Source organism: Nocardia sp. NPDC005998 (genome assembly GCF_040614395.1).
Taxonomy (GTDB): Bacteria; Actinomycetota; Actinomycetes; order Mycobacteriales; family Mycobacteriaceae; genus Nocardia.
In genome coordinates this window covers 728,621-751,789 of record NZ_JBEXUI010000001.1, presented here as the reverse complement: position 1 = coordinate 751,789, position 23,169 = coordinate 728,621, and the positions used below count along the sequence as shown (strand labels likewise).

Genomic DNA, 23,169 nt, shown 5'->3' with positions numbered 1-23,169 from the left:
TAGAACTCACCCCGAGCAGAACCGAAGCCACCTCCACCAGCATCGAACTCACCCCGAGCAGAACCGAAGCCACCTCCACCAGCATCGAACTCACCCCCGTCGGAGCCAGGGCCGCCGGAGCGAACGTCCCGGTCGATCGGCGCATCTGATGACGAGAGCCGATCAGCCCCGGTGTCGGCGGTGGACTGCGATGGGGCGGTGGCCTTTCGCGACCGTTTGGTGTGCGGTTGCGGTGGCGATCCGCCGAACAGTGCTGCGAGCAGGATGCGTTGGGCGTGGCCGGTGTCCTGGTATTCGTCGAGTAGGACCAGGCGGAAGCGGGCACGTTCGGCGGCGGCGACCTCGGGATGTTCGGCGGCGAGGCGGGCGGCCAGCGACATCTGGGCGCCGAAATCCAGTGCGCCGCGGCGGCGCAACGCCTCGGCCAACTGCTTGACCAGGGGTAGCAGCGCAACGCGTTCGCGCTGCACCTGCACGATGTTCTGCAGGGCCTGGCTGGGTCCGCCGCGTTGACGCGGACCCGCGGGCAGGGTGTGCACCAGCTTTTCTAGTTCGGTGTGGGCCTCGGCGAGTTGTTCGGGCTCCACCAGATGTTCGGCGAGTTGACCGGATAGGGCCAGTACCGCCTCGGTGACCGAGACCGGCGTGCGTTCGGTATCGAGGTCACCGTCCCAGTTGCGGACCACCTGGTGCGCGAGTTGCCAGAGCTGGGTTTCGGTCAGCAAGGTCGCCGAGGGTTCCACCGGCAGCAGCAGACCGTGCTGGGTGAGCAGCCGCCCCGCGTACGAGTGATAGGTGCTGATCTCGGGTTCGGCCCCAGAGAGCTGGGCGCGCAGCTCGCCGCCGGTGTCGAGTTCGCGCAGCAGCGGGGAACCGGCCAGCCGGGCCAGCCGGGTGCGGATGCGGGAGGTCAACTGCTGGGCGGCTTTTCGGGTGAAGGTCAGACCGAGTACCTCATCGGGCAGCACGAGGCGATTGGCGACCATCCACACCACGCGCGCGGCCATGGTCTCGGTTTTGCCCGCGCCCGCACCGGCCACCACCAAGGTCGGCCCCGGTGCGGCCGAGATCACGGCGGCCTGCTCGTCGGTGGGCGGTGGGAGGCCGAGCGCCTCCGCGAGCCGGATCGGCGAGACGGTGCCGCTCATGCCTGCGCCTCGCTGACGCTCGGCTCCGACATGCGCGACGCGCGCTGACACATGGTTCGCTCACTGCGTTCGCTCACTCGTCGGTCACCTGCCTTCCGGTGTCCTGGACGGGGCAGCTGCCCGCCACCGAGCAGTGCCTGCAGCCGTCATTGCGCATGGCGAGATAGCTCGGGCCCTGGGTGGCGGCCGCGGCATCGTGAATTGTGCCACGCCATTTCTCGAGCGCCTCGGCATCGAGGGCGGGCTGCATGCGCTGAGTGGCACCCTCCTTGCTGCTCGGTTTGGCAACGTAGACCAGCCGCGCGCCACCGGGTTCGGCCGCGGATCCACCTGCGACAGTGTCGGATTCATCGCGCGCAGGGCCGGATTCATCGCCCGCCCTGTCGGATTCCACGGCGATGTCGAGCGCGCCAGCGGCGGCGGCCACCTGATAGGTGGCGAGCTGGGCATGGTCGGCGGCGGCCTGCTTGGTGACCGGCGACTTGCCGGTCTTGACATCGACGATGACGAACCGCCCGAAGGCGTCGCGCTCGAGCCGGTCGACCCGGCCTCGGATCCGCACGGCGCGTTCCTCTTCGGTGCGCGGGGGCAGCACACAGTCGACCGGAACCTCGACTCCGGCCTGGGTCAGCTCACCGCGGGTATTGCGCACCCAGGCCATGAATGTCTCCAACATGACCTCGGTGCGGCGCAGTTCCTGGCGCGAATGCCAGCCGGTGCCGGGATCGATGGCCTGCCAGGCCCGGTCCAATGCCGCGCGGACCTGCGATTCGGGCACCTTGCCCGCCAGCGCCTGTACGAGGGTGTGCACCAGATTGCCCTTGACGGCGTGCGGGTTGTCACCATCGGTGCCGCCGTGACGTTCCAGCGCCCAGCGCAGCGGGCAGGTGCGCAGTAGCTCGACGGTGGACGGGGACAAGGCGACCGCGGTCTCGTCCTCGTCCCAGAGCGAACGCGATGAGCTGAGATCGGCGGTGCCGTACCACTCGTCCGGATGCGTACCGGGTACGCCCGCATGTGCCAGCCGGGCCAATTGGTGCGCGGCGCGGCGTCTGCGCGCCGGATCGGCCTCGGAATCGCAGACCACACCGCGCAATTCGGCCACCAGCGCATGCATGACCAGGGCCCGCCCCGGATCGGCGATCGGTAATGCGCCGGGTTCGCTGTCATCGTCATGGCCGAGGAGTTCGGCGAGGAATCGGGACGGCACCAGATCGCGTTCGCCCGATACCGATTCCACCGCGGTGACCAGCAGTGAGCGCCGGGCCCGGCTGCACGCGACCAGCAACAGTCTGCGCTCCTCGGCCATGATCGGGGCCGCGCGGCTGACCACATCACCCGCATCGATAATGCCCGCGGTGACGTCGACCAGATCCTCGGTCTGCAGCAGGGTGCCGCGCGGGCGCGGATTCGGCCAAATGCCTTCCTGTACCGCAGCCACCGCGACCACGTCCCACTCCCGGCCCGCCGATGCGTGCGCACTGAGCAGCGAGACCGCATCCCCTGGCGCGGTCAGTGCTCTGGTGTCGTGCGGAATCTCTTGTTGTACAAGGTATTCGACGAAGCCCTCGATACTCGCGCGCGGCAGCCGGTCCACATAGGCGGCCGCGGCGTCGAATAATCCGACCGCGGCATCGAGGTCGCGGTCGGCCTGCATGCCCGCTGCGCCGCCGCGCTCGGACTGCGCGACCCAGCGCCGCTCCAGCCGCGATCCGGTCCACAGCGCCCAGAGCACATCCTCCAGACCGGCACCGCGGCGCCGGGTCTTGGCGGCCCGGTCGAGGGCGTCGAAGACCCGCTTCAGCGGTGCGGCCTCGACATCGGTGAGCCGCTGTGTGATTGCGCGGTCCACGCGCCCGACCAGCAGGTCACGCAGCACCTCCGCGGAGGATTTGTCGACGTAGGCGCGCCAGGAATCGGCCGGGTCGGACGCGGCCTCGGCTGATCCGGTTCGCCCGCCGTTACGTTGCGGCTCCGCGCCACTCTGATCGGCCCGCCACACGACCCCATCGGCGTCGCCGAAACTCGATTCGGCCTCGCCCGACCCGGCATGCTGCGGCTGCGCGCCACTCTGATCGGCTCGCCACACGACCCCATCGGCATCGTCCGTACGCGATTCGGCCGCATTTGGATGGGCGGTCGCAACACCGCTGGGCCCGTCCACGCGGTCCGCGCCGTGCCGGGCCGCTTCGGCATCTCTCTTGGCGGCGCCAGCGTCTTCTGTTGTCGCGCTGTCCGATTCGTACACATCGGCGTCCGATTCGGGACGTTCGCCCTGCCATTCGGACTCGCGCAGATTCCATTCCGGCTCGATGCCGTACCAATCCGCATCGTCGGCGATCCGCTCGGTTTCGCCGATGCTCCGCTCGGCCGTCGCGATATCGCGTCGGACATCGTTATCGCCGACACCCGCCTCGTCCGGCAGCAGATCCGCCGCACCGGGCAGCAACTCCGCCCCATCGGGCGGGAAATCCGCCTCATCGGGCGGCAGCTCCCCACCAACGTCCGACGGGAAATCCGCAGCGGTCCAATCGGGTTCACCGTCGGGCACGGCACTCGCGCGCCCAAGCGTGGTCTTGATTTCAGTGCGTGCGGCCTCCAGCACACTGCGCCGAATACCGCGACGCAATCGACGCAGGGTGATCTGATCGGCTCCGCCCAATGGTCCGGCCAATAGATCCAACGCGTCCTCCGCCGAGAACATCGCCTCGGCCGAGCGCCGCCGTCCACGCCGCTGTGCCTCCTCGGCCAGCACCGCCCGCAGCGCGAGCAGCATCCAGGCCGCACCGCGCCGCCGGGCCAATGGCGCGTCGAGCGCGGGCTGCTGCACCGGCACTCCGGCCGCGAGCAGGGCACGGCGCAGCGGTGCCAGCGACAGCGGCACCGAGCGGACGATCACCGCCATCCGCGACCACGCAACACCGTCGGTGAGGTGCGCGCGCCGCAAATGATCGGCGATCAGGGCGGCCTCCTTGGCCGGGGTGGCCAGCACCCGCACCCGCACCTCGGTGCCGTCATCCGTTGGTTCGACCGTATGACCGGGTGCCGAAAAGCGTTGTGGCGCACTACCGGGCAATTTCGCGGCGATCCGCGCGACGGCCAGTTGTACCTGGCCGCCCGATCGGTGGTTGTCCCGCAGGATGATTCGCTGTCCGTCCGGCGCCGCCAGATCGGCGACGAAGCGCGCGTCGGCACCGCGGAAGGCGAATACCCCCTGATCCGGATCGCCCGCGACGACCGCGGTGTGCGCGGCGGTACCCATTACCTGCACCAGCAGCGCGGCCTGCGGATCCAGATGCTGTGCATCGTCGACCAGCAGGTATCGAATCCGATTCCGTTCGGCCGCAAGCAGATCCGCGTCACCGGCCAGCGCGTCCAAGGCGGCGCCGACGAGTTCGGCCGCATCCAATGCCGGTGCGGTCGCCTCGGGCGCCTCGACCCCGACCGACCAGCGCAGCAGCATCGACTGTTCGTACCGGACCGCGAATTTGCCCGCCGCCACCCACTCCGGCCGACCGTGCTCGCGGCCCAGCCGCACCAGATCCTCGGGTCCGAGTCCGCGTTCGGTGGCCCGCAGCATGAGATCGCGCAACTGTTCGGCGAAGCCACCGAGGCCGAGCGCTGGCTGCAACCTTTCCGGCCAGAGGCCAGCGGCCCCGGCCGCGATATCGGTCAGATCGCCGCGCAGCATTTCACGCACGACGGCATCCTGCTCGGCACCGGTCAGCAAACGCGGCGGCGGATTGCCGTGCGCGCTGGCATGTCTGCGCAAGACCGAGAACGCGTAAGAGTGCAGCGTCCGCACCAGCGGCTCCCTGGTGGCGCCGGGCACACCGCCCTCCGCGGTGTCCGGGCCGCTCAGCCGCGCGGTGATCGCGTCGCGCACCGTACTCGCCGCCTGCTTCGAATGGGTCAGCACCAGCACCGATTCCGGATCGGCGCCCGCGGCGATGCGCTCGGCGGCCAGATCGATCAGCAGCGCCGTCTTACCGGTGCCGGGGCCGCCGAGCACCTGCCAGGGCCGCCAGCCCGGTCGAATCGGGCCAACGGTGGCGGCGGCGTCGAACAGCGCGCGGACATCGGCACCCCAGACCAGAGTCGGGGGTGCCGCCATATTTCGGCGAACAAGTCGCACCGCGCTATCCGATCGCACCACGCGGGCTATTGCAACAGACACCCCCGACACGCCACACGCCCGATTCACGCGTCGGTGAGGTCGAACACACGCCTCGGTCTGCGATGGGTTTCGACATACGTCAATATGAGACTTGTGTCGCCTCTTCATGTGTATCGGTACGGACCTGCCGACGGACCGAAAGTCCTGGCCCTGCATGGTGTGACCGGTCACGGAAAACGCTGGGAAGATCTGGCGACCCGACATCTGCCCGATATCCGGATCATCGCCCCCGACCTGCGCGGACACGGCCGCTCGCCGGCGCTGCCGCCATGGAACTTCGAGGCCATCGTCGAGGATCTGGTCGAACTGCTGACCGCGGAGGCCGACGAGCCGGTGGTGGTGGTCGCGCATTCGTTCGGCGGAGCCTGCGCACTGCACCTGGTTCGTAACCATCCGCACCTGGTGCGCAAACTGATCCTGCTCGATTCGGCCATCGCGCTCGAGCCGGAGCGCCTGATGGATATCGCGCTGTCCAGTCTGGCCTCACCGGACTACGACACCGTCGAGCACGCTCGTCAGGACAAGATCTCCACCGGCTGGGGTGAGGTGGAGCCGCGCCTGCTCGATGCCGAACTCGCCGAACATCTGATGCCGACCGCCGACGGCCGCGTCGGCTGGCGGATCAGCCTGCCCGCCATCAATTCCTATTGGGGCCAGCTGGCCCGGCACTATGTGCTGCCACCCGCTGACCTGCCGACGGTCCTGGTGCAGGCCATGAAGGTGGTGCCGCCCTTCGTGACACCGGAGTTCCGGGCCGCGCTCACCGAGCATCTCGGCGCGAATCTGACCATGCTCGAATGGGACTGCGATCATATGGTCGCCCAGGCCCGACCGGCCGAGACCGCGGCGCTGATCCGATCGGTACTGTGAGTCCGATGGCCACCACCGATGCCGAGGTCGAGCGGGTGCGGGCGCTCGTCGCGACGGTGCCGCCCGGCCGGGTGGTCACCTATGGCGATATCGCTGCGGCCGCCGGGTTGTCCACCCCGCGTACGGTCGGCTGGATCATGCGCACCGACTCCGCGGATCTGCCATGGCATCGGGTGATCGGCGCGGGCGGCCGTCCCGCCGCCCACCTGGCCGATCGCCAGCTGCGCTTGCTGGCCGCCGAGGGCGTCCCGATCCGCGACGGTCGAGTGGACCTGCGCACCGCGCGCTTCCCGCTCCCGTAAACGGCTCCGTCGCCGTCGGGCGGCGGTTACCGTTGAGTCATGTCCACCCGCCTGGCGTGTGTCGCATTCGATGCCGACCGGCCCCGGTCCGTCGCGGACTTCTGGGCCGAGTTACTGGGCTGGACGGTGACGATCGACCGCCGCGACGCGGTCGACGTGGCGGCGCCCGATCCCGACGGCCTCGACCTGGCCCTGACCTTCCGGCCGGCGACGCGCGCGAAGGGCAGTAAGAACCGCATCCACCTGGATCTGGCCAGTCGCTCACTCGAGCATCAGCGGGTGCAGGTCGACCGCGCGCTCGCGCTGGGAGCCCGACACATCGATATCGGCCAGGGCACGGTGCCGTGGGTGGTGCTCGCCGATCCGGAGGGCAACGAATTCTGCGTGCTGGAGCCTCGGGAGGAGTACGTGGACACCGGCGCGGTGGCCGCCATCGTGGTCGACACCAACGACCCGGCGCGGCTGGCCGAGTTCTGGTCCACCGCCTCCGGCTGGCCGGTCGCGCACGGCGGGGCACAGGTGGCGGGGCTGCGTTCGGCGACCGGGCTCGGCTGCTGGCTGGAATTCATTCGTACGCCCGATATCGAGCGCGGCCGCAATCGAGTCCATCTCGACCTGGCGTTCTTCCCCGCCGATGATCCGGCCGCCGAACTGGCCCGGCTCCGCGCGGCGGGCGCCACCGAGGTCGGCCCGGACGTCATCGGCAGCGCACCCGGGCTGGCGCTGGCCGATCCGGAGACCAACGAATTCCGGCTGCTCCGGCTGGCCCACGACCATTCGGCGGTGTAGCGGGTGCGACGGCCCGCCGGTCGCCCGCGGCACCCGGCCCTCCCCGGATCCGTGCCGCCGACGAATTAGCATTTCGGCCATGCTTGCCCACCCGTTGCCCGACCGCCACCCCGCATCGAATCGCGACGCGATGCCACGGGCCATCGCGCCGGGCGCCCACCGGTGATCGCCGCGGATGCGATCGTGCTGGCGGGCGGGCGCGCCAGCAGGATGGGGGGCGTCGACAAACCCGCCATTGTCATCGGCGGTCGGACCATGCTCGATGCGGCGCTGGCGGCGGTGACGTCCTGCAGGCAAACCGTTGTCGTCGGACCGCACCGGCCCGAATTGGACCCGGAAATCATCCAGGTGCGGGAGGTACCGCCGGGCTCGGGTCCGGTCGCCGCGGTGGGGGTCGGGCTGCGCGCGCTCGGTCCCACCGCCGCCCCGCTGGTGGTGGTGCTCGCGGCGGATCTGCCATTCCTGTCGAAAACGACGGTGCCGGAACTGATTCGGCACGGCACCGAATCCGGTGCGGACGCGGTCTTCGCGGCCGATGAATCCGGGCGGCCGCAGTATCTGATCGGTGTATGGCGTCGCACGGCACTGGCGAGCGCGCTGGCGCGGCTGGACTCGCTGATCAATCAGCCGATGAAGGCGTTGATTCCGGCCGATACGGTCACCGTCACCATGGCGGGTATCGCCGATTGCGATACCGAAGAGCAGGTGCGCCGGGCCCGGCTGGCCTTGGATACCGCTGCCACCGAAACCGCCGTGCCGAGTGCTCGTCCCACACCGTCGACCGCCGCCGGTACCGCGCTGCCCCTCGATGAAGCACGGAATATCCTGCGCACCACCGTCTCTCGACTCACCGAATATCGGGCCGAGCTGGGCTCGGTACCCGGTGCCACCCTGGCCGCGGCGCTGACCGCGGTCGGGCCGCTGCCGCGCTTCGACGTCTCGGCAATGGACGGATACGCGGTCTCCGGTGACGGTCCGTGGCGTTTGCGCCGCGATATCGGCTTCGCGGGCGGGCGGCGGCCGGTCGGGTTGCTCTCCGGCGAGGCGGTGCGGATCGCCACCGGCGCCCATGTGCCCGATGGCACCACCCGGGTGCTCCGCGACGAATTCGCGCGCATCGACGAGGACGAAATACTGCACCGACTACCGGATTCCCCGCTGCGCGAGGATATCCGCCGCCGTGGCGAGGACCGCGATCGCGGCGATCTGGTCGCTCCCGAGGGCACCGCCGTCACCGCGGCCCTGATCTCCGCCGCGGCCAGTGTCGAGGTGACCGAGGCGGCCGTGCGCGGTCCGGTCCGGGCCAGAATCATCATGACCGGCGACGAGATCCGCAGCACCGGCCCGCTGCAGACCGGCCAGACCCGCGACTCGATCGGGCTCATTCTGCCGAAGGTGCTGTCCTGGTATGGAATTCACACCATCGATCGGGTGCACCTGCGCGATACTCCGCGCGGCTTCGACGAGGTGCTCGGCGCCGCCGACGATTGCGATCTGCTGGTGATCGTCGGCGCCACCGGCGGTGGGGCGGCGGATCAGTTGCGCGGCGCCATCGCGCGCGCCCAGGCTCGAATCCTGGTGCACCGCTTGGCCATCCGTCCCGGCGGATCCACCGTCGTCGCCGAACTGGCCACCGGCACAACCGTTCTCGGTCTGCCCGGCAACCCCTTCGCGGCCCTGGCCACGCTCATGGCCCTGTCCCCTGCCCTCGTCGAAGGCCGGACCGGCGGCCATCCGCTGCGCCCGCTGGTCGGGCCGCTGCACAACGCGAGCGCGATCTCCGGACCCGTCACCCGCATCGTCCCGGCCCGCATTGCCCCCTACGGCGGCTGGCTCGGCGATCCCCAGGTCCGCACCACCCATCTGGGCGGGCTGGTCGACCGTGACGGACTGGTCATTGTCGCGGCCCAGGCCACCGACGACGATCTGGTCGAATTCCTCCCACTGCGGATGTAAAGAATCGACATTCTTCTTCCACTGCCGATGTCCGCTCGCTATTGTGTCGTTGTTAGGCGAATCCAAATCACTTCGGAAAGGACCGAGTGGAGATGGCTGAAAAGTCGAAGAAGACGCCTAAGAAAATGCCCAAGCAGATGGAGCGGCAGCAGCAACAGCAGCGCCAGGAGGGCATGAACCGATCCGGCTCGATGAGCGATCGCGACCGGATGGACCAGCAGCGTCAGGACCAGGGTTCGGAACGGCGCGGCTCTGAGCAGCGCCGACCCGGACAGCACTGATCTGAAACGGGCCGCCGGATCCTGCTTGGACCGGCGGCCCGTTTGCGCGCACCCCGGCTCCGCTCCGGTTCTTCCGCTCCGGACGCTAATTACGGCATGGTATTTCGGCGGATCACCTCATAAACGTCCCACGTATTCTCGCGAATGCACTGCGCGCGGTTCGAATTAAGCACGGCCACGCGCCAGAGCCGCTTTTCGCCGCCGAAAATACGAAATGCATTGCGGGCCGCCGTGTGGGAATTGCGCGCCGAGGCGCAGTAGCTCCGGGCAGCAGGACCCGAGGCGTGGCGGGCCGGACCGGGAGCGAGGAGGGCATCGTTATGAAGGTTTCTCCGGTGCTCGCACGACCGCCGATTCCACCCCTGCGCGAACCTATCCGCCGACCGCACGGCAGGGCGCACCGAATGTCGTTGTGGTGCCAATCGATGACATGAGCTACAGCGATATCGGCCGCTCGGCTCCGAGATCGAGGCGCCGACGCTGGATCGCCTGGCCGCCACCGGCCTTCGGCTCACCAACTACCACACCATCCCGCTGCGCTCACCATCGCGCGCGTCGCTTTCACCGGAATCCCCACCCACCGTGCAGATTTCGGCTTTGTCGCCAATGCCTATCCCGGATATCCCGTCTGTGACTCGAACTCGCCGACGATGTGCTGGCGCTGCCAGAAGTCCTGCGCGACAACGGTTATGCCACTTATGCGGTCAGCAAATAGCATCTGGTCCGAGATGCCGCTGTGAATCCGGCGGCACACCGGGATTCGTGGCCCACCCAGCGCGGCTTCGACCGCTACTACGGGATGCGTCCGATTACGACGGTGGGGTGAGTGCACGTGCGGCCGAGTGGACCGCTGCCAGTGATGCGGGAAGCAGGACGGCAGCGCCGAGCCAGGTGCGCGCATCGTTCCTGCGGACTCCCTGTCTGCCCAGTTCCCGCCAGGCCCACAGGGAGTACGGGATGACCACGGTCGGCGCGGTTGCCACGCCCGGGGTGTAACCGCGGTGCGCGGCGCTGAGGGCGAGATGGCCGAATCCGTGCACGCCGAAGCCGACGAGGGTGGATTGGAAGAAGCGGGAACGGCCGCCGGTCGCGGCGCCTCGCGCCGCTGCGGCCAGCACGAACGCACCCATCAGCGAGATCGCGACGTGCGACTGGGCAGAAGTGACCGGCTCCCGCAGCCACACCGGGCCGATTTGTCGCTTTCCCGTTCTGGCCGCGTTCTGCTGCGACCACGGTGCCATCGTGAACCATTCCTCGGTGTCATTGGCCAGCCAAGCGAGGAACAATCCCCACGTCACAGCTTTGCGCATGGCAACTACCTCCAGCGATAGATCGTCACGGTCGTTGATGTCGGCGCTCGATAACCGACCAACCGTCTGAGATTGCGTCGTACTCCGGCATCGTTGCGGCCATCAGTGATGGGTGAATTGCGCGGCTCATCAGAGCTGCCCTTCCGATCACATGAATGCAACGCAACGTTGCGTCGCAAATATAGCTCGGCACGCATTGCAACGCAACGTTGCGTTGTAGAGTGACGGGGTGGATATCGACAAGAGGCCCACCATCGGGCCGCGCAAGGCAGAGGAGATCTTCGCGGCGACACTGAAACTGTTGACCGAGAAGGGGTACGACAGCCTGACCATCGAGTCGGTCGCGGCCGAGTCGGGCGTCAACAAGACGACCATCTACCGCTGGTGGCCTTCCAAAGACGCGCTACTGGCCGCCACCCTCGTCGCCTCCCAACCGCTCACCTTCGCGGTGCCGGACACCGGCAGCCTGCGTGGCGACCTCCTCGGGCTGGCACGCAGCATTGCCGAACTGCTCACCGCCGACCGCACTGCCCCGATCATCGCGCCCGTCTTCGCTGCCGCGCCGCGGCGGCCAGAACTCGGCCAGGTCGCGCGGGCGTTCTTCGCCGACCGACTCGCCCGTGAACAACCCATCTTCCAGCGCGCCATCGAGCGAGGCGAGCTGCCGCCCACCGCGGACCCCAAGACGATCATGGACATGCTGGCCGGCTCGATCTGGTTCCGCGTACTGCTGCGGGGCGAGGCCGTTACACCGGAACACCTCGACCACATCGTCGACATGGTGCTGCATGGAGCCGTCGCCGACGCATAAGTTCCGGCACCGCTGTCGACGCGCCGAAATGGCAGCTGTTCGATGTGCGAGAAGGTCGAGCGCAAGGCGGAGTTCGCTGCGGAATGACGCCGGTAGCCCCGTCGGCCGGATTTCCGCCGCCACCGGCGGTCCGATACCGTTGACCAGGGGCAACATCCCCACTCCGCGATACCGAAGGATGCGCCTGATGGACGACAGTTCCCTGATCTGGGACGACGGTGCGCTGGTCACCATCGACCAGCGCGAACTGCCGCACGAGGTGCGCGAGCTGCGGTTGACCACCGTCGACGAGGTCATCGACGCGATCAAGACACTGGCCATCCGCGGCGCGCCCGCCATCGGCATCGCCGGTGCGTTCGGTGTGGTCATCGCCACCGCCGCGCATACGACCGACGGCGTCGTCGAGGTGGCGCGGGCCGAGGCCGATGCCGCGCGGATCGCCGATGCCAGGCCCACCGCGGTCAATCTCGCCTGGGCGGTGCGGCGGGTGGTGCCCAAGGTGCCACTCGGCGCGGACGCGGTACTCGCCGAAACCCTGGACATGCTGGCCGAGGACGGTCGGGTCAATCGGGCCGCCGCCACCCATGCCGCCGATCTCGTGCAACGGCTGTGCCCGGACCGGCCGCTGCGGGTGCTCACCCACTGCAATACCGGGCGACTGGCGACCAGCGCCTTCGGCACCGCGATCGGGGCGATGCGGGTGCTGTCCGAACGCGGGGCGATCGAGAACGTCCTGGTCGACGAGACCCGCCCGCTCTTGCAGGGCGCGCGGCTGACGGCCTGGGAGCTGGCCGAAGCGGGCATACCGTATCGGCTCACCATCGATTCGGCCGCCGCGTGGGCGATGGCGACCGGTCAGGTCGACTGTGTGCTGGTCGGCGCGGACCGGGTGACCGCCAATGGCGATGTCGCGAACAAGATCGGCACCTATGGGCTCGCGATCGCAGCCCGCCACCACGGCATTCCGTTCATTGTGGTGGCGCCGGAGTCCACGCGCGATCCGAAGACCGCGACCGGCGCCGAGATCGTCGTCGAGCAGCGGGCCGCGGCGGAGGTGACCGGATTCGGGGGCGTCGCAACGGCTCCCACCGATACCGAGGCTTTCAATCCGGCCTTCGATGTGACGCCAGCGGAGTTGGTGACCGCGGTCGTCACCGAACTCGGTATCGTGCACGGCGCGAATGCCGAACCGGCCGAAGACGATCCGGGTGCGGCCATTGCCGATATCGCACGCGAGCTGTACGGCCGCGGCTGGATGCCGGGCACGGCGGGCAATATCTCAGTGCGCACCGGCAATACCGCGGTCATCACCGGCAGTGGTCTGTCGAAGGGCGAACTGACCGCGGGTGACATGGTGACCGTCCGCATCGCGGACTCCGCGCCGGTGCCGGACCAGCAGCGCAAACCCTCGGCGGAAACCACAATTCACACGGCGGTGTACCGAACCACCGACGCCACGGCCGTCGTGCACATCCATCCGCCGTACGCGACGACCGCCGCGACCCGCTCGGGCTCTCCCGATGCGGTGACCACCATGCGCATCGCCGACTACGAACTCATCAAGGGCCTGGTGGCCGAGCAGCCGGACGGCACCTATCCGACCGTCCTGGACCTGCCCGTCTTCCCGAACTGGCCCGACGTCGCGCGCATCGGCACCGATATCGAGCGATACCTGCGCGAAAACCCCACCGCGGCACCGGTATTGGCCATCGCGGGGCATGGGATCACCACCTGGGGGGACAATCTCTCCCAGGCACGCGACCGTGCCGAATGCCTCGAAGCCCTGTGCGAGCTGGTGGCCCGCACCGGCCGTCGACAGGCCTTCACCGCTAACGACAGCCTGTAGGTCGCTCGAAACGACCAGCACGCAATCCGAACGAGATCCTCGAGATTGGACTGACATCATGACGCTGCTGCAGGTTATGGCCGCCGACAATGCCGACAAGATCCTGCTGCGCACCACCGACGATGCGGTGATCGCCGCCGAATTGGCTGCCCGGGGAATCACTTTCGACCGCTGGCCGGTGCTGGACAACGCCACCGAAACGGCATCGGAGCAGCTGCTGGCCGAATATGACGACCGGGTGGCCGAACTCAATGCCTCCGGCCGCTACCAGCATATTGATATCGCCCGAATCCACCCCGACGACGCGAATCCGGAGTGGCCGCAGATCGCCAAGGGCGCTCGGGAGAAGTTCCTCAATGAGCATCGGCATGCCGAGGACGAGGTGCGCTTCTTCGCGGCCGGACGCGGCTGCTTCTACCTGCATCTCGGCGACGAGGTCGTGGCGGCGGTCTGCGAAGGCGGCGACCTGCTCTCGGTGCCGGCGGGCACGCTGCACTGGTTCGATATGGGCACCCGCCCCGACTTCATCGCCATCCGATTCTTCGAGGAGGCCGACGGCTGGGTCGGCGATTTCACCGGTGACCCCATCAGCGCGGGTTTCCCGACCCTCGACCAACTGCTGACCGCCTCGTGATCGCCGCCGTCGTCGTCGATATCGAGGGCACCACCAGCCCGACCAGCTCGGTGCGCGAGGACCTGTACGGCTACACCCGTGCGCGGCTGCCCGGGTGGCTGGCCGAAAACCGCACGGGCGCGGCCGCTCCCATTATCGCGGCCACCCGCGAACTCGCCGAACGCCCCGATGCCGATACCGACGAGGTGGCCGCGATTCTGCGCGACTGGCTCGGCTCGGATGTGAAGGCCGAACCGCTCAAGGCCGCGCAGGGCATCATCTGCGCCGAGGGCTTCCGCAATGGCGCGCTGCACGGCGAATTCTTCCCGGATGTCGCGCCCGCCCTCGCCGCCTGGCACACCGCTGGCTTGGCGCTCTACGTCTATTCCTCGGGATCGGTACGCAACCAACAGGATTGGTTCACCTTCGCCCGCGGCGGCGAACTGGCATCGCTCATCAGCGGCTATTTCGACCTGTCCAGCGCGGGGCCGAAACGCGAAGCCGCGTCGTATGCGAAGATCGCGAGCGCCATCGGCACATCCGCCGACCGCATCCTGTTCCTGTCCGACCATCCGGACGAACTCGACGCGGCGGTCGCCGCGGGCTGGTCGGTGACCGGCGTCCATCGTCCCGGCGAGCCGAATCCCGCACGGCCCCCGCATCATTGGATCGCCTCGTTCGCCGAACTGACCCTGCCCTGAGGTATTCGCCTGCCGCAATGGAACATCGCCGGGGCAGGCGCCGGAGATACCGATCGACGGGCGGACCGTGCCTATGCCGTGCTCGGTTGCGAAGATGCGCCGGGCGTGCACGGCCGCCGGATTGATGGCCAGGAGGGCGAGCGCGGTGGTGAACATGAGTTCGCACCAAGACAGCGCTGGCACATCACCCGCGACAAGGGTGCGATAGGCGACATTTCTCTGTCCCGGCCCGCCCAAGCGGCGAGCAGCGAGGCGGCGTCGAGGAATTCCTCAGCATTCTCGGGTGCGCCATGCGGGGTGTCGACGGCCAAATGGACGACGGAGGCGATGGGCGTGACCCATTTTCGCATCCAACCCGACGGCGTCGTGCAACAGCAGCGCCTCCAGTGCGGAACGCAACTCGACGCCCGGTATTCTCAGGCACGCGATGCAGACGGCCCGGTAATCTCGTCCATGAGCATTCGAAGTGTCAGCGAGTGCTTTTCCAGTGGTAGCGCGTCCAGCGCCGCTCTTGCCAGCTTCACACCCTCGGTTCGGTCGCCGTCGCGGACCAGCATCAACCCTTGATGCATGTCCAGGTGTGTGCGGAACCGTGGCAACGAATCTGGAAGATCGGCCCTGGCTGCCTCTTGGGCTGCCACGGCTGTTCGTTCGTCTCCCATACGGGCGGCCAGCAACGACAGGAAGACATTCACGCGCCACCAGGGGACCGCGTAGTCGCTGGCCTGATCTTCCGACCCGGACCGGTCGAATTCCCGTCGGCCCGTGTCGATCAGTCCGCGTGCCGTTTCTTTGTCACCCTGGATCGCGGCGGCGTGCGCTTTGCCCCACAAGGCGTTGAGCCGTCCCAAGCTCGGTCGGTCAGTGATCGCTAATGCTTGATCGGCGAACCGGTGAGCGACCGGCAGTGCAGCACCTTCGTAGCCCAGCGCGATTGCCGCGCGCCCTCGTACCCACACCCGGATATCCCTGTCGTCTGATCGGTCAGCCGCTTCAGCGGCCATCGAGTACCAGTTGATCGCCTTGCGGCCATCGCTACCTGGAAACGTCTTGGCGTACAACGTCATCAGGCGCGCGGCGACAGACCACATCCACGGTGAGTCCAACTGCTGTTGGAGGACGATCATGTCAGCTGCCAGGCGACGTTGGATCTCAGCAGCTCCCGCGCTCATGTAGTCATGGCCGTACGTGACAAGCCGGTCTTCCCACGCCTCGATGCTCGGCCGCGCCGGATTCAACCGAGCCGAAAATCCTTGTGCCAAGAGGTCGGACGCCACCACGGGCGCTATCGACGTCGCGGCTAGGTGACTAAGGAATTCGCGACGGTTCACGTTCGCCTCCAATAACTCAGGGGGGCAATCCAGTACCGCCGCAAGATGACGCAACCAAAACGCGGAGGGCTCCGTAACGTTGGACTCCCAACGCCGAGAAATGTACTCACGGCTGATGTTGGCACCGGATGCCTTGCACAGTTCATCGGCCAGCCTCCCCTGAGACCAGCCCTTAGCCAAGCGCAGTTGGCGGATCAGGTCGCCGGTCCCGCTGCTCATACCTCGATCATTCCCGTCTCCGCGCTCAGGGGAAAGGCGCGAGCCCTCCCGTGGAACGAATGCCACCCTCGATGCCACTACACGGCTGCCTCTGCTGGACCAGGACCAGGACCATGACCAGGCGATGCCACGGTCGTTGCCACTGCACCACACACGGTGCGCCGCGACATGGTTGTAGTCGGTACCTGGTGCCGGGTTGAACCGGCTGGCCCGTCGTGGTCCCCGTCATCGGGTGCCGTAACCAAACCGCAGCGACCAAGGGGGACCAGACCATGACTGCGAGAGATCTGCCGCACCGAAATCCGTTCGTCGGGCCACCACGGCCCGAGGCCAAAGGCTGGCAACCGCCATCCGCCGAAGTAATCGCACTCTTTGTCGTTGCGGTCAATTGGTGGGCCTACCAGACCGATCCCGAAGAATCGTCCCGATGCCGGGGTGTCGAGTCCCCCGGCATCGGGCGCAACAATGGGGAGGCGTGATGCGCCGAGATGAGTTGCGGACGACGCAAACCGATGACGGTCGCAAGGTCGCGGTGTGGCGGCTGGTAGGGCGTATGCCGCGTGTCCTGCGTGTGCAGTTCCCTGCGGAGCATTTCACCGCCTACCGGATGCCCTCGAAGACACCGCTCTACGGAGCACAACCCGGAACGATCCTGTTCGAGGCAGATCCCGATCTGGCCGACGCTCGGGAGATGCTTCCGCAGCACGAAGACCTGTGGAACGTCCTGCGCGATGACTACTGGGCCGCGCTGCTCAGTGCTACCGATCTCTCAAATCCGTTGGGGACGTAGTGATGTCGTCCGATACCGTTCCGTCCAGTTCGCAGGAGATCGCACTGTCCGTGCGTGCGCTTCTCGCTGCCCTCCACGAAGACACCAGAAGCAAGCTCGACCTTGCTCCGACCGATAGTGCACCGCTCTACCAGGGCGCGGACGGTTCGCTGAGCCGAGTTGAGGACGGCTCGATTTCCGACACCGATGCCGAACTAGACAAAGCCGACGCAATCACGATCCAGCCCGTCAGCGTTCGCGATATCGAAGCCAGATCGATCGATTCGGACGGACCGCCGGAGCCAACCCCCTTATGACCGTCCGCACAGCCGCGAGACCACGAGCGTCACCTCATCAAATTGGTACCGGTACAACGCATTTGGTGCTTCTGGCCTGCTACCGCGCGGGCTACTCGCAAACCGACTCCCTCCGAAGGACAGACGCTACCCCGGAGGGAGTCCGAACCACGGACATCGTGCGTCCGATCAGCAATCTAGATTCCTCGAGGGAATCATGCGAAACCTAGTGATCCGGTCCTTAGTCATTCTCGGTATCGGTATATCGGCCGGTCTGCTCGCCACTCCGAACTCGCCTGCTGCACCGCTCGCGGTGCCGCACTGCATGAAGGGCATCGTGCAGGTCAACGGCGTAGACAAAGACGCCTGCGACGCTCACTACTACAACTACCTAGTGCCGGAATGCAATAAGCGCCGGTCAGCCGTCTGCATGCAAGCTGCCAACCAGTGGTATGCGGACTGTCTCTCCGGGAAGATCCCGCCGCCCTGCGGATGTGTGTCAGATCCGATGCGGCCCGAGGACTACGGACCGAACACGCCTGCCGTTCTCGGCACGGCCGGATAGGATGCGGCCCATGGCGATGACCTGGGAGCTTGGGGAACCTATCGCGACCCGCGAACTCCGCAAGGGCGACGATCCAGTGGTCGTCACGTTCGGGAAGCCGAAACCGTCCGAAGGCGGTTCTTACTCATGCCCAGTTCGGATCGAAGGCATGGAGGCAGAGCCGTTGACACGGGCCATCTTCGGTGTCGATGCGGTTCAGGCCATCATCGAGGCAATGACCTTCGCTGGTCGTCTGCTCGAAGCCAGCGAGGGAGAGTACACGTTCCTCGGAGAATCCGACCTCGGATTTCCTCGAAGCTGACAAACGGCCCCAGATACGCACAACCCCCGTCCCATCGGTCGGGGGTTGTCTGTTGAATCCGGAAAGCCCTGGAGACACGCCCCCCATTTCACCGGATGGATAATCCGTAAATCGGTTCCTCTAGCTTTGGAAACTCCTACCCAGGATGACCTAGCCTGCCCCCACGGACCGGCAGGTATTCGCCTGCCGCGCTGGAACTTTGACGGCGGCTAGCTGGCCGCCGCCACCGCCTTCCGGATCCGCCGGGACCGAGTGTCCGGCCGCTTCGCCGCGACGACACCGGTGACGAGTTCGCGACGCGCCGTGAACGACAGTGCGTCGAATGCCGCGCGCACCCCGGCGAGCGCCAGTGCGGCGGCCAGGTCGGCAGGGACGTCGACCGTGCGCTCGGCGTCGTCGCGCTCCACGGTGACCTCGACCGTATCGCCGGGCTGCTTACCCAGTTCGGTGCGGATCGCTTTGAGCATGCCGAGGCACGGCGTCGCACCCATGGACATGATGGATCCGGTGTAGGCGATGCCGTCGAAACTGGCGCGGACCGGTATCCGGCCGCGGCCGCCGAGCGCCGCGATGACCTCGGCGGGCACCGCGACGTAGGCACCGCCTCTGGCGGCGGACTCGATGGTCGCTTCGAAACGCTGCATGCGCCGAAGAATAATCCGCGCATGCGGTAATCACCGAAACTATCGGCAAATTTGTGGCGAATAGCGAATCGGGTCGTGAAAATGGTGCGCGCGGGGCCGTTCGACCGCTCCGCGCGGATGCGAAATGGGCCGCAGCAGGTGTCTCAAAGTGTGTTAACAAATGTAAACCACCTGAGAACCCGCGGTTTCCAAAGCATCACCGGCAAGTCCCCGAAACACCTGCCGCAAGCCGCGTTTCGGCCGGTCAGGGCGGATCTGCCCAGGTCACCTCGATGCCATCGGTGTTCGGGGGCAATCGCGCGGTGACCATCACGTTGCGCCGACCTCACAACTCACCACCGCCCAGCGCGCGCTGTGAGAGATTCGTTTGGACGTGCGTCGTGACGTCCTTACAGTCGGTGCATCAGCCCGAGTTCACAGCTCGAAGGGGACGTCGTGGTTAATTCGCGCATTCCGGCTTCCGCGTCCTCCGATTCGGCCGATCGGCAATCCAGCGACGCGAGTGACGCACTGCTGCGTCTCGGCAAATACTTCCACCGGGGCGAGGTGTCGGCCGATCGGCGCAGCCTGCATCAGGTCGGCGGGCGCAGCGCCGACGAGTTCTACCGCGACCGCTGGTCACACGACAAGGTGGTGCGCTCCACGCACGGGGTGAACTGCACCGGATCCTGCTCCTGGAAGATCTACGTCAAGGACGGCGTGATCACCTGGGAGTCGCAGCAGACGGACTATCCGTCGGTCGGTGCGGACAAGCCCGAGTACGAACCGCGCGGCTGCCCGCGTGGCGCGTCGTTCTCCTGGTACACCTATTCGCCCGCGCGCGTGCGCTATCCGTATGTGCGCGGTGTCCTGCTCGAGCTGTACCGGGCAGCCAAGGAACGGCTCAGGGATCCAGTGCTGGCCTGGGCAGCGATCGTCGAGGATCCGGAAAAGGCCCAGCGCTACAAGTCCGCTCGCGGCAAGGGCGGATTCGTCCGCGCGGAGTGGTGGGAGGCCGCCGAGATCGCCGCCGCCGCGCATGTGCACACGATCAAGAAGTACGGACCCGATCGTGTTGCCGGGTTCTCTCCCATTCCGGCCATGTCGATGGTCAGCCATGCCGTTGGCGCCCGGTTCATTTCGATGCTCGGCGGCTCGATGCTCTCGTTTTACGACTGGTACGCCGACCTGCCGGTGGCCTCCCCGCAGGTCTTCGGCGATCAGACCGATGTGCCGGAATCGGCCGACTGGTTCGACGCGGGCTACCTGATCATGTGGGGATCGAATGTCCCGGTGACCCGGACTCCGGATGCGCACTATATGACCGAGGCCCGCTACCGCGGTCAGAAGGTCGTCGTGGTCTCGCCCGACTACGCGGACAACACCAAATTCGCCGATGAATGGGTGCCCGCGCGGCCGGGAACCGATGCGGCCCTTGCCATGTCGATGGGGCATGTGGTCCTGAAGGAATTCTTCGTCGACCGCGCAACGCCCCGGTTCCTGGACTACGTCAAGCGCTACACCGATCTACCCTTCCTGGTCTGCCTCGACGATCCCGAGGGCTGGGACGCCGATGGCGGCTACCACCACGACGGCGCGCTGCCCGGCAAATTCCTCACCGCGGCCGACCTCGGCCACACCGATGAGACCGCCGCGCACAAGATGGTGCTGCTCGACGCCGCCGGTAATCCGGTGGTGCCCAATGGTTCACTCGGCCACCGCTTCACTGCGGGCGATGCCGGCAAGTGGAATCTGGATCTGGCGGGCGTCGATCCGCTGCTCACCCTGCACGACCGAGCCGACCAGCGCCCGATCACGGTACAGCTGCCGCGATTCGACACCGATACCGCGGGCGTACTGGTGCGCGGCGTGCCGACGATCACCGTCGCGGGCAAGCGGGTCACCACGGTGTTCGACCTGCTGCTCGCGCAGTACGGTGTGGGGCGCGACGGACTGCCGGGCACCTGGCCGACGGGCTACGACGACGCGTCCGAGCCCTACACCCCGGCCTGGCAGGAGGCCATTACCGGCGTACCCGCCGCACAGGCGCAGCGCATCGCCCGCGAATTCGCCGATAACGCCGATAGATCCGGCGGCCGGTCGATGATCCTGATGGGTGCCGGCACCAACCACTGGTTCCACTCCGACCAGATCTACCGCGCCTTCTTCACCCTGACCCTGCTCACCGGCTGCCAGGGCGTCAATGGCGGCGGCTGGGCACATTACGTCGGCCAGGAGAAATGCCGCCCGGTAACCGGTTGGGCGACACTGGCCTTCGGGCTGGACTGGCAGCGGCCGCCGCGCCAGATGCAGGGCACGGTTTTCTGGTACCTCAGCAATGACCAGTGGCGCTACGATCCGTTCACCGCACAGTCGTTCGCCTCCCCGCTGGGCCGTGGCAAATTCGCTGGGCGCACCGCCGCCGACAATATCGCGCTGGCCAGTCGCCTCGGCTGGATGCCGAGTTATCCGACATTCGATCGCAATCCGCTGGATCTGGTGGACGAGGCCGAGGCGGCGGGCAAGACCGCGCCCGAGCATGTGGTGGACGGGCTCGTATCCGGCGACCTGCGCTTCGCGTGTGAGGATCCGGATGCGCCGGAGAACTTTCCGCGCTGCCTGACCGTATGGCGGGCGAATCTGCTCGGTTCCTCCGGGAAGGGCAACGAATACTTCCACAAGCATCTGCTCGGCGCGGATTCCAATCTGCAGACCACCGATGCCGAGGGGGTGCGCCCGCAGGAGCTGGTCTGGCGCGCGGAGGCGCCGACCGGAAAGCTGGATCTGCTGCTGTCACTGGACTTCCGGATGACCAGCACCACACTGTTCTCCGATATCGTGCTGCCCGCCGCCACCTGGTACGAGAAGCACGACCTGTCCTCCACCGATATGCACCCGTTCGTGCACGCCTTCTCCCCCGCCATCTCCCCGCCATGGGAGGCCAAGACGGATTTCGAGGCGTTCCACCGCATCGCGCGCGGATTCTCCTGGATGGCCGAGAAGCACCTCGGCAAGCGCAAGGACATTGTCGCGGTTCCGCTGCAGCACGATTCGCCGGATGCCCTGGCACAGGCGGGTGGACGCGTACTCGACTGGAAAACCGGTGAGTGCGAACCGATTCCGGGCAAGACGATGCCGAAGTTGGTGGTGGTCGAGCGGGACTACCCCAAGCTCGCGGAGAAGATGGCCGCGCTCGGGCCGCTGATCGATACGCTCGGCGTCACCACCAAGGGCGTCACCACCCATCCAGACGAAGAGGTGGCCTACCTCGCCGGTGTGAACGGCACCGTGGTTTCCGGTGTGGCCCAGGGGCGTCCGTCGCTGGCCAAGGACACCCACGCGGCCGAGGCGATCCTGGCGCTCTCGGGCACCACCAATGGCAGGCTCGCGGTCGAAGGGTTCCACGCGCTGGAGCGGCGCACCGGAACCCAGCTCGCCGATCTCGCCGCCGAACATGAGGGCAAGCGAATCACCTTCGCCGACACCCAATCCCGGCCCGTTCCGGTGATCACCTCGCCGGAGTGGTCGGGTAGCGAGACCGGCGGACGGCGGTACTCGCCGTTCACCATCAATACCGAACGACTCAAGCCCTGGCACACCCTGACCGGGCGCCAGCACTTCTACCTCGACCACGACTGGATGGCCGAACTCGGAGAGCAGCTGCCGATCTTTCGGCCGCCGCTCGATATGACCGCGCTGTTCAGTGAGCCGGGGGTGGGGTCCGTCGGTGACAACGGCGTCACCGTTCGGTACCTCACACCGCATTCGAAGTGGTCGATCCACTCGGCGTACCAGGACAACCTGCACATGCTGACGCTCTCGCGCGGCGGGCAGTCGATCTGGATGTCGGATCGGGACGCGGCGAAGATCGGTGTGGCGGATAACGATTGGATCGAGGCTGTCAACCGCAACGGTGTGGTCGTCGCGCGGGCGATCGTCAGCCATCGGATGCCCGAGGGCACGGTATTCATGTACCACGCCCAGGACCGGGCAGTGGACGTGCCGCGCATCGAGGGACTGCCGAATTCGAACGGCAACGGATTCGACTGGGCCGCACCGGATCAGCAGCCGGGTAAGGGTAAGCGCGGCGGTATCCACAACGCGCTCACCCGCATCATGATCAAGCCATCGCATCTCATCGGCGGTTATGCGCAGCAGTCCTTCGCACTGAACTACCACGGGCCCACCGGAAATCAGCGCGACGAGGTCACCACGATTCGTCGCCGCTCGCAGGAAGTGGAGTACTGACATGCAATTCCGA

At 67.1% G+C, this 23,169-nt stretch carries 17 protein-coding genes and 2 pseudogenes; 14 read left to right on the top strand and 5 right to left on the bottom strand.

The genetic code is table 11. From position 1 onward, the window contains the following. Both ABZ293_RS03520 and ABZ293_RS03515 read right to left on the bottom strand, forming a co-directional pair. Positions 1-1,127, bottom strand: a pseudogene (locus tag ABZ293_RS03520) (ATP-dependent helicase); the annotation flags it as partial. Between the two features lie 94 nt (positions 1,128-1,221). Then, positions 1,222-5,262 (bottom strand): PD-(D/E)XK nuclease family protein, encoded by a 4,041-nt coding sequence (locus ABZ293_RS03515; RefSeq protein WP_355177155.1) that lies wholly within the window; start codon positions 5,260-5,262, stop codon positions 1,222-1,224. 147 nt (positions 5,263-5,409) lie between these two features. On the opposite strand from ABZ293_RS03515, the gene ABZ293_RS03510 reads away from it, so the two are divergent. From ABZ293_RS03510 to ABZ293_RS03485, 6 genes and pseudogenes are all read left to right on the top strand, one after another. Then, positions 5,410-6,195: an alpha/beta fold hydrolase gene (locus ABZ293_RS03510; protein ID WP_355177087.1), complete on the top strand. Its 786-nt coding sequence runs from the start codon at positions 5,410-5,412 to the stop codon at positions 6,193-6,195. A 5-nt stretch (positions 6,196-6,200) separates the two neighbouring features. After that, the gene (locus tag ABZ293_RS03505; protein WP_354958480.1) at positions 6,201-6,497 is read left to right on the top strand and encodes an MGMT family protein; all 297 of its coding nucleotides are present in this window, start codon (positions 6,201-6,203) and stop codon (positions 6,495-6,497) included. Positions 6,498-6,536: 39 nt separating this feature from the next. Then, complete coding sequence (locus ABZ293_RS03500) at positions 6,537-7,286, top strand: VOC family protein (protein ID WP_355177086.1); 750 nt, start codon at positions 6,537-6,539, stop codon at positions 7,284-7,286. 162 nt (positions 7,287-7,448) lie between these two features. Then, positions 7,449-9,242, top strand: coding sequence for an NTP transferase domain-containing protein (locus ABZ293_RS03495; protein WP_355177085.1), 1,794 nt, complete (start codon positions 7,449-7,451; stop codon positions 9,240-9,242). 92 nt (positions 9,243-9,334) lie between these two features. Continuing rightward, positions 9,335-9,523, top strand: a complete 189-nt coding sequence (locus tag ABZ293_RS03490; protein WP_355177084.1) for a hypothetical protein — start codon at positions 9,335-9,337, stop codon at positions 9,521-9,523. Between the two features lie 319 nt (positions 9,524-9,842). Beyond that, a pseudogene (locus ABZ293_RS03485) lies at positions 9,843-10,322 on the top strand (sulfatase-like hydrolase/transferase); the annotation flags it as partial. 10 nt (positions 10,323-10,332) lie between these two features. On the opposite strand, the gene ABZ293_RS03480 reads toward ABZ293_RS03485, so the two are convergent. Next, a complete protein-coding gene (locus tag ABZ293_RS03480) occupies positions 10,333-10,833 on the bottom strand; it encodes an HXXEE domain-containing protein (protein WP_355177083.1) in 501 nt (166 codons plus the stop codon). A 229-nt stretch (positions 10,834-11,062) separates the two neighbouring features. Between ABZ293_RS03480 and ABZ293_RS03475 the strand changes: the two genes are divergently transcribed. From ABZ293_RS03475 to mtnC, 4 genes are all read left to right on the top strand, one after another. Then, complete coding sequence (locus ABZ293_RS03475; RefSeq protein ID WP_355177082.1) at positions 11,063-11,644, top strand: TetR/AcrR family transcriptional regulator; 582 nt, start codon at positions 11,063-11,065, stop codon at positions 11,642-11,644. 187 nt (positions 11,645-11,831) lie between these two features. After that, entirely contained in the window at positions 11,832-13,490 is a 1,659-nt protein-coding gene (gene mtnA / locus ABZ293_RS03470) for an S-methyl-5-thioribose-1-phosphate isomerase (protein ID WP_355177081.1), read from the top strand. Between the two features lie 58 nt (positions 13,491-13,548). After that, positions 13,549-14,124 carry a cupin gene (locus ABZ293_RS03465; RefSeq protein WP_354958471.1) on the top strand — a complete coding sequence of 192 codons (576 nt, stop codon included), beginning with the start codon at positions 13,549-13,551 and terminating at the stop codon, positions 14,122-14,124. Further along, complete coding sequence (gene mtnC, locus ABZ293_RS03460) at positions 14,121-14,804, top strand: acireductone synthase (RefSeq protein WP_355177080.1); 684 nt, start codon at positions 14,121-14,123, stop codon at positions 14,802-14,804. The genes ABZ293_RS03465 and mtnC overlap by 4 nt, the downstream gene beginning before the upstream one ends. A 416-nt stretch (positions 14,805-15,220) precedes the next feature. On the opposite strand, the gene ABZ293_RS03455 is transcribed toward mtnC, so the two are convergent. Next, the gene (locus ABZ293_RS03455; RefSeq protein WP_355177079.1) at positions 15,221-16,354 is read right to left on the bottom strand and encodes a helix-turn-helix transcriptional regulator; all 1,134 of its coding nucleotides are present in this window, start codon (positions 16,352-16,354) and stop codon (positions 15,221-15,223) included. 478 nt (positions 16,355-16,832) lie between these two features. Here ABZ293_RS03455 and ABZ293_RS03450 point away from each other — a divergent pair, with 478 nt between their 5' ends. From ABZ293_RS03450 to ABZ293_RS03440, 3 genes are all read left to right on the top strand, one after another. Further along, entirely contained in the window at positions 16,833-17,144 is a 312-nt protein-coding gene (locus tag ABZ293_RS03450) for a hypothetical protein (protein WP_355177078.1), read from the top strand. A gap of 50 nt (positions 17,145-17,194) precedes the next feature. Further along, positions 17,195-17,440: a hypothetical protein gene (locus tag ABZ293_RS03445; RefSeq protein ID WP_355177077.1), complete on the top strand. Its 246-nt coding sequence runs from the start codon at positions 17,195-17,197 to the stop codon at positions 17,438-17,440. Between the two features lie 554 nt (positions 17,441-17,994). Beyond that, entirely contained in the window at positions 17,995-18,285 is a 291-nt protein-coding gene (locus ABZ293_RS03440) for a hypothetical protein (RefSeq protein WP_355177076.1), read from the top strand. Positions 18,286-18,494: 209 nt separating this feature from the next. On the opposite strand, the gene ABZ293_RS03435 is transcribed toward ABZ293_RS03440, so the two are convergent. Continuing rightward, positions 18,495-18,929, bottom strand: coding sequence for a YdeI/OmpD-associated family protein (locus tag ABZ293_RS03435; protein WP_355177075.1), 435 nt, complete (start codon positions 18,927-18,929; stop codon positions 18,495-18,497). Between the two features lie 435 nt (positions 18,930-19,364). On the opposite strand from ABZ293_RS03435, the gene ABZ293_RS03430 reads away from it, so the two are divergent. Then, positions 19,365-23,156 carry a nitrate reductase subunit alpha gene (locus tag ABZ293_RS03430; RefSeq protein WP_355177074.1) on the top strand — a complete coding sequence of 1,264 codons (3,792 nt, stop codon included), beginning with the start codon at positions 19,365-19,367 and terminating at the stop codon, positions 23,154-23,156. Positions 23,157-23,169: the final 13 nt, after the last annotated feature.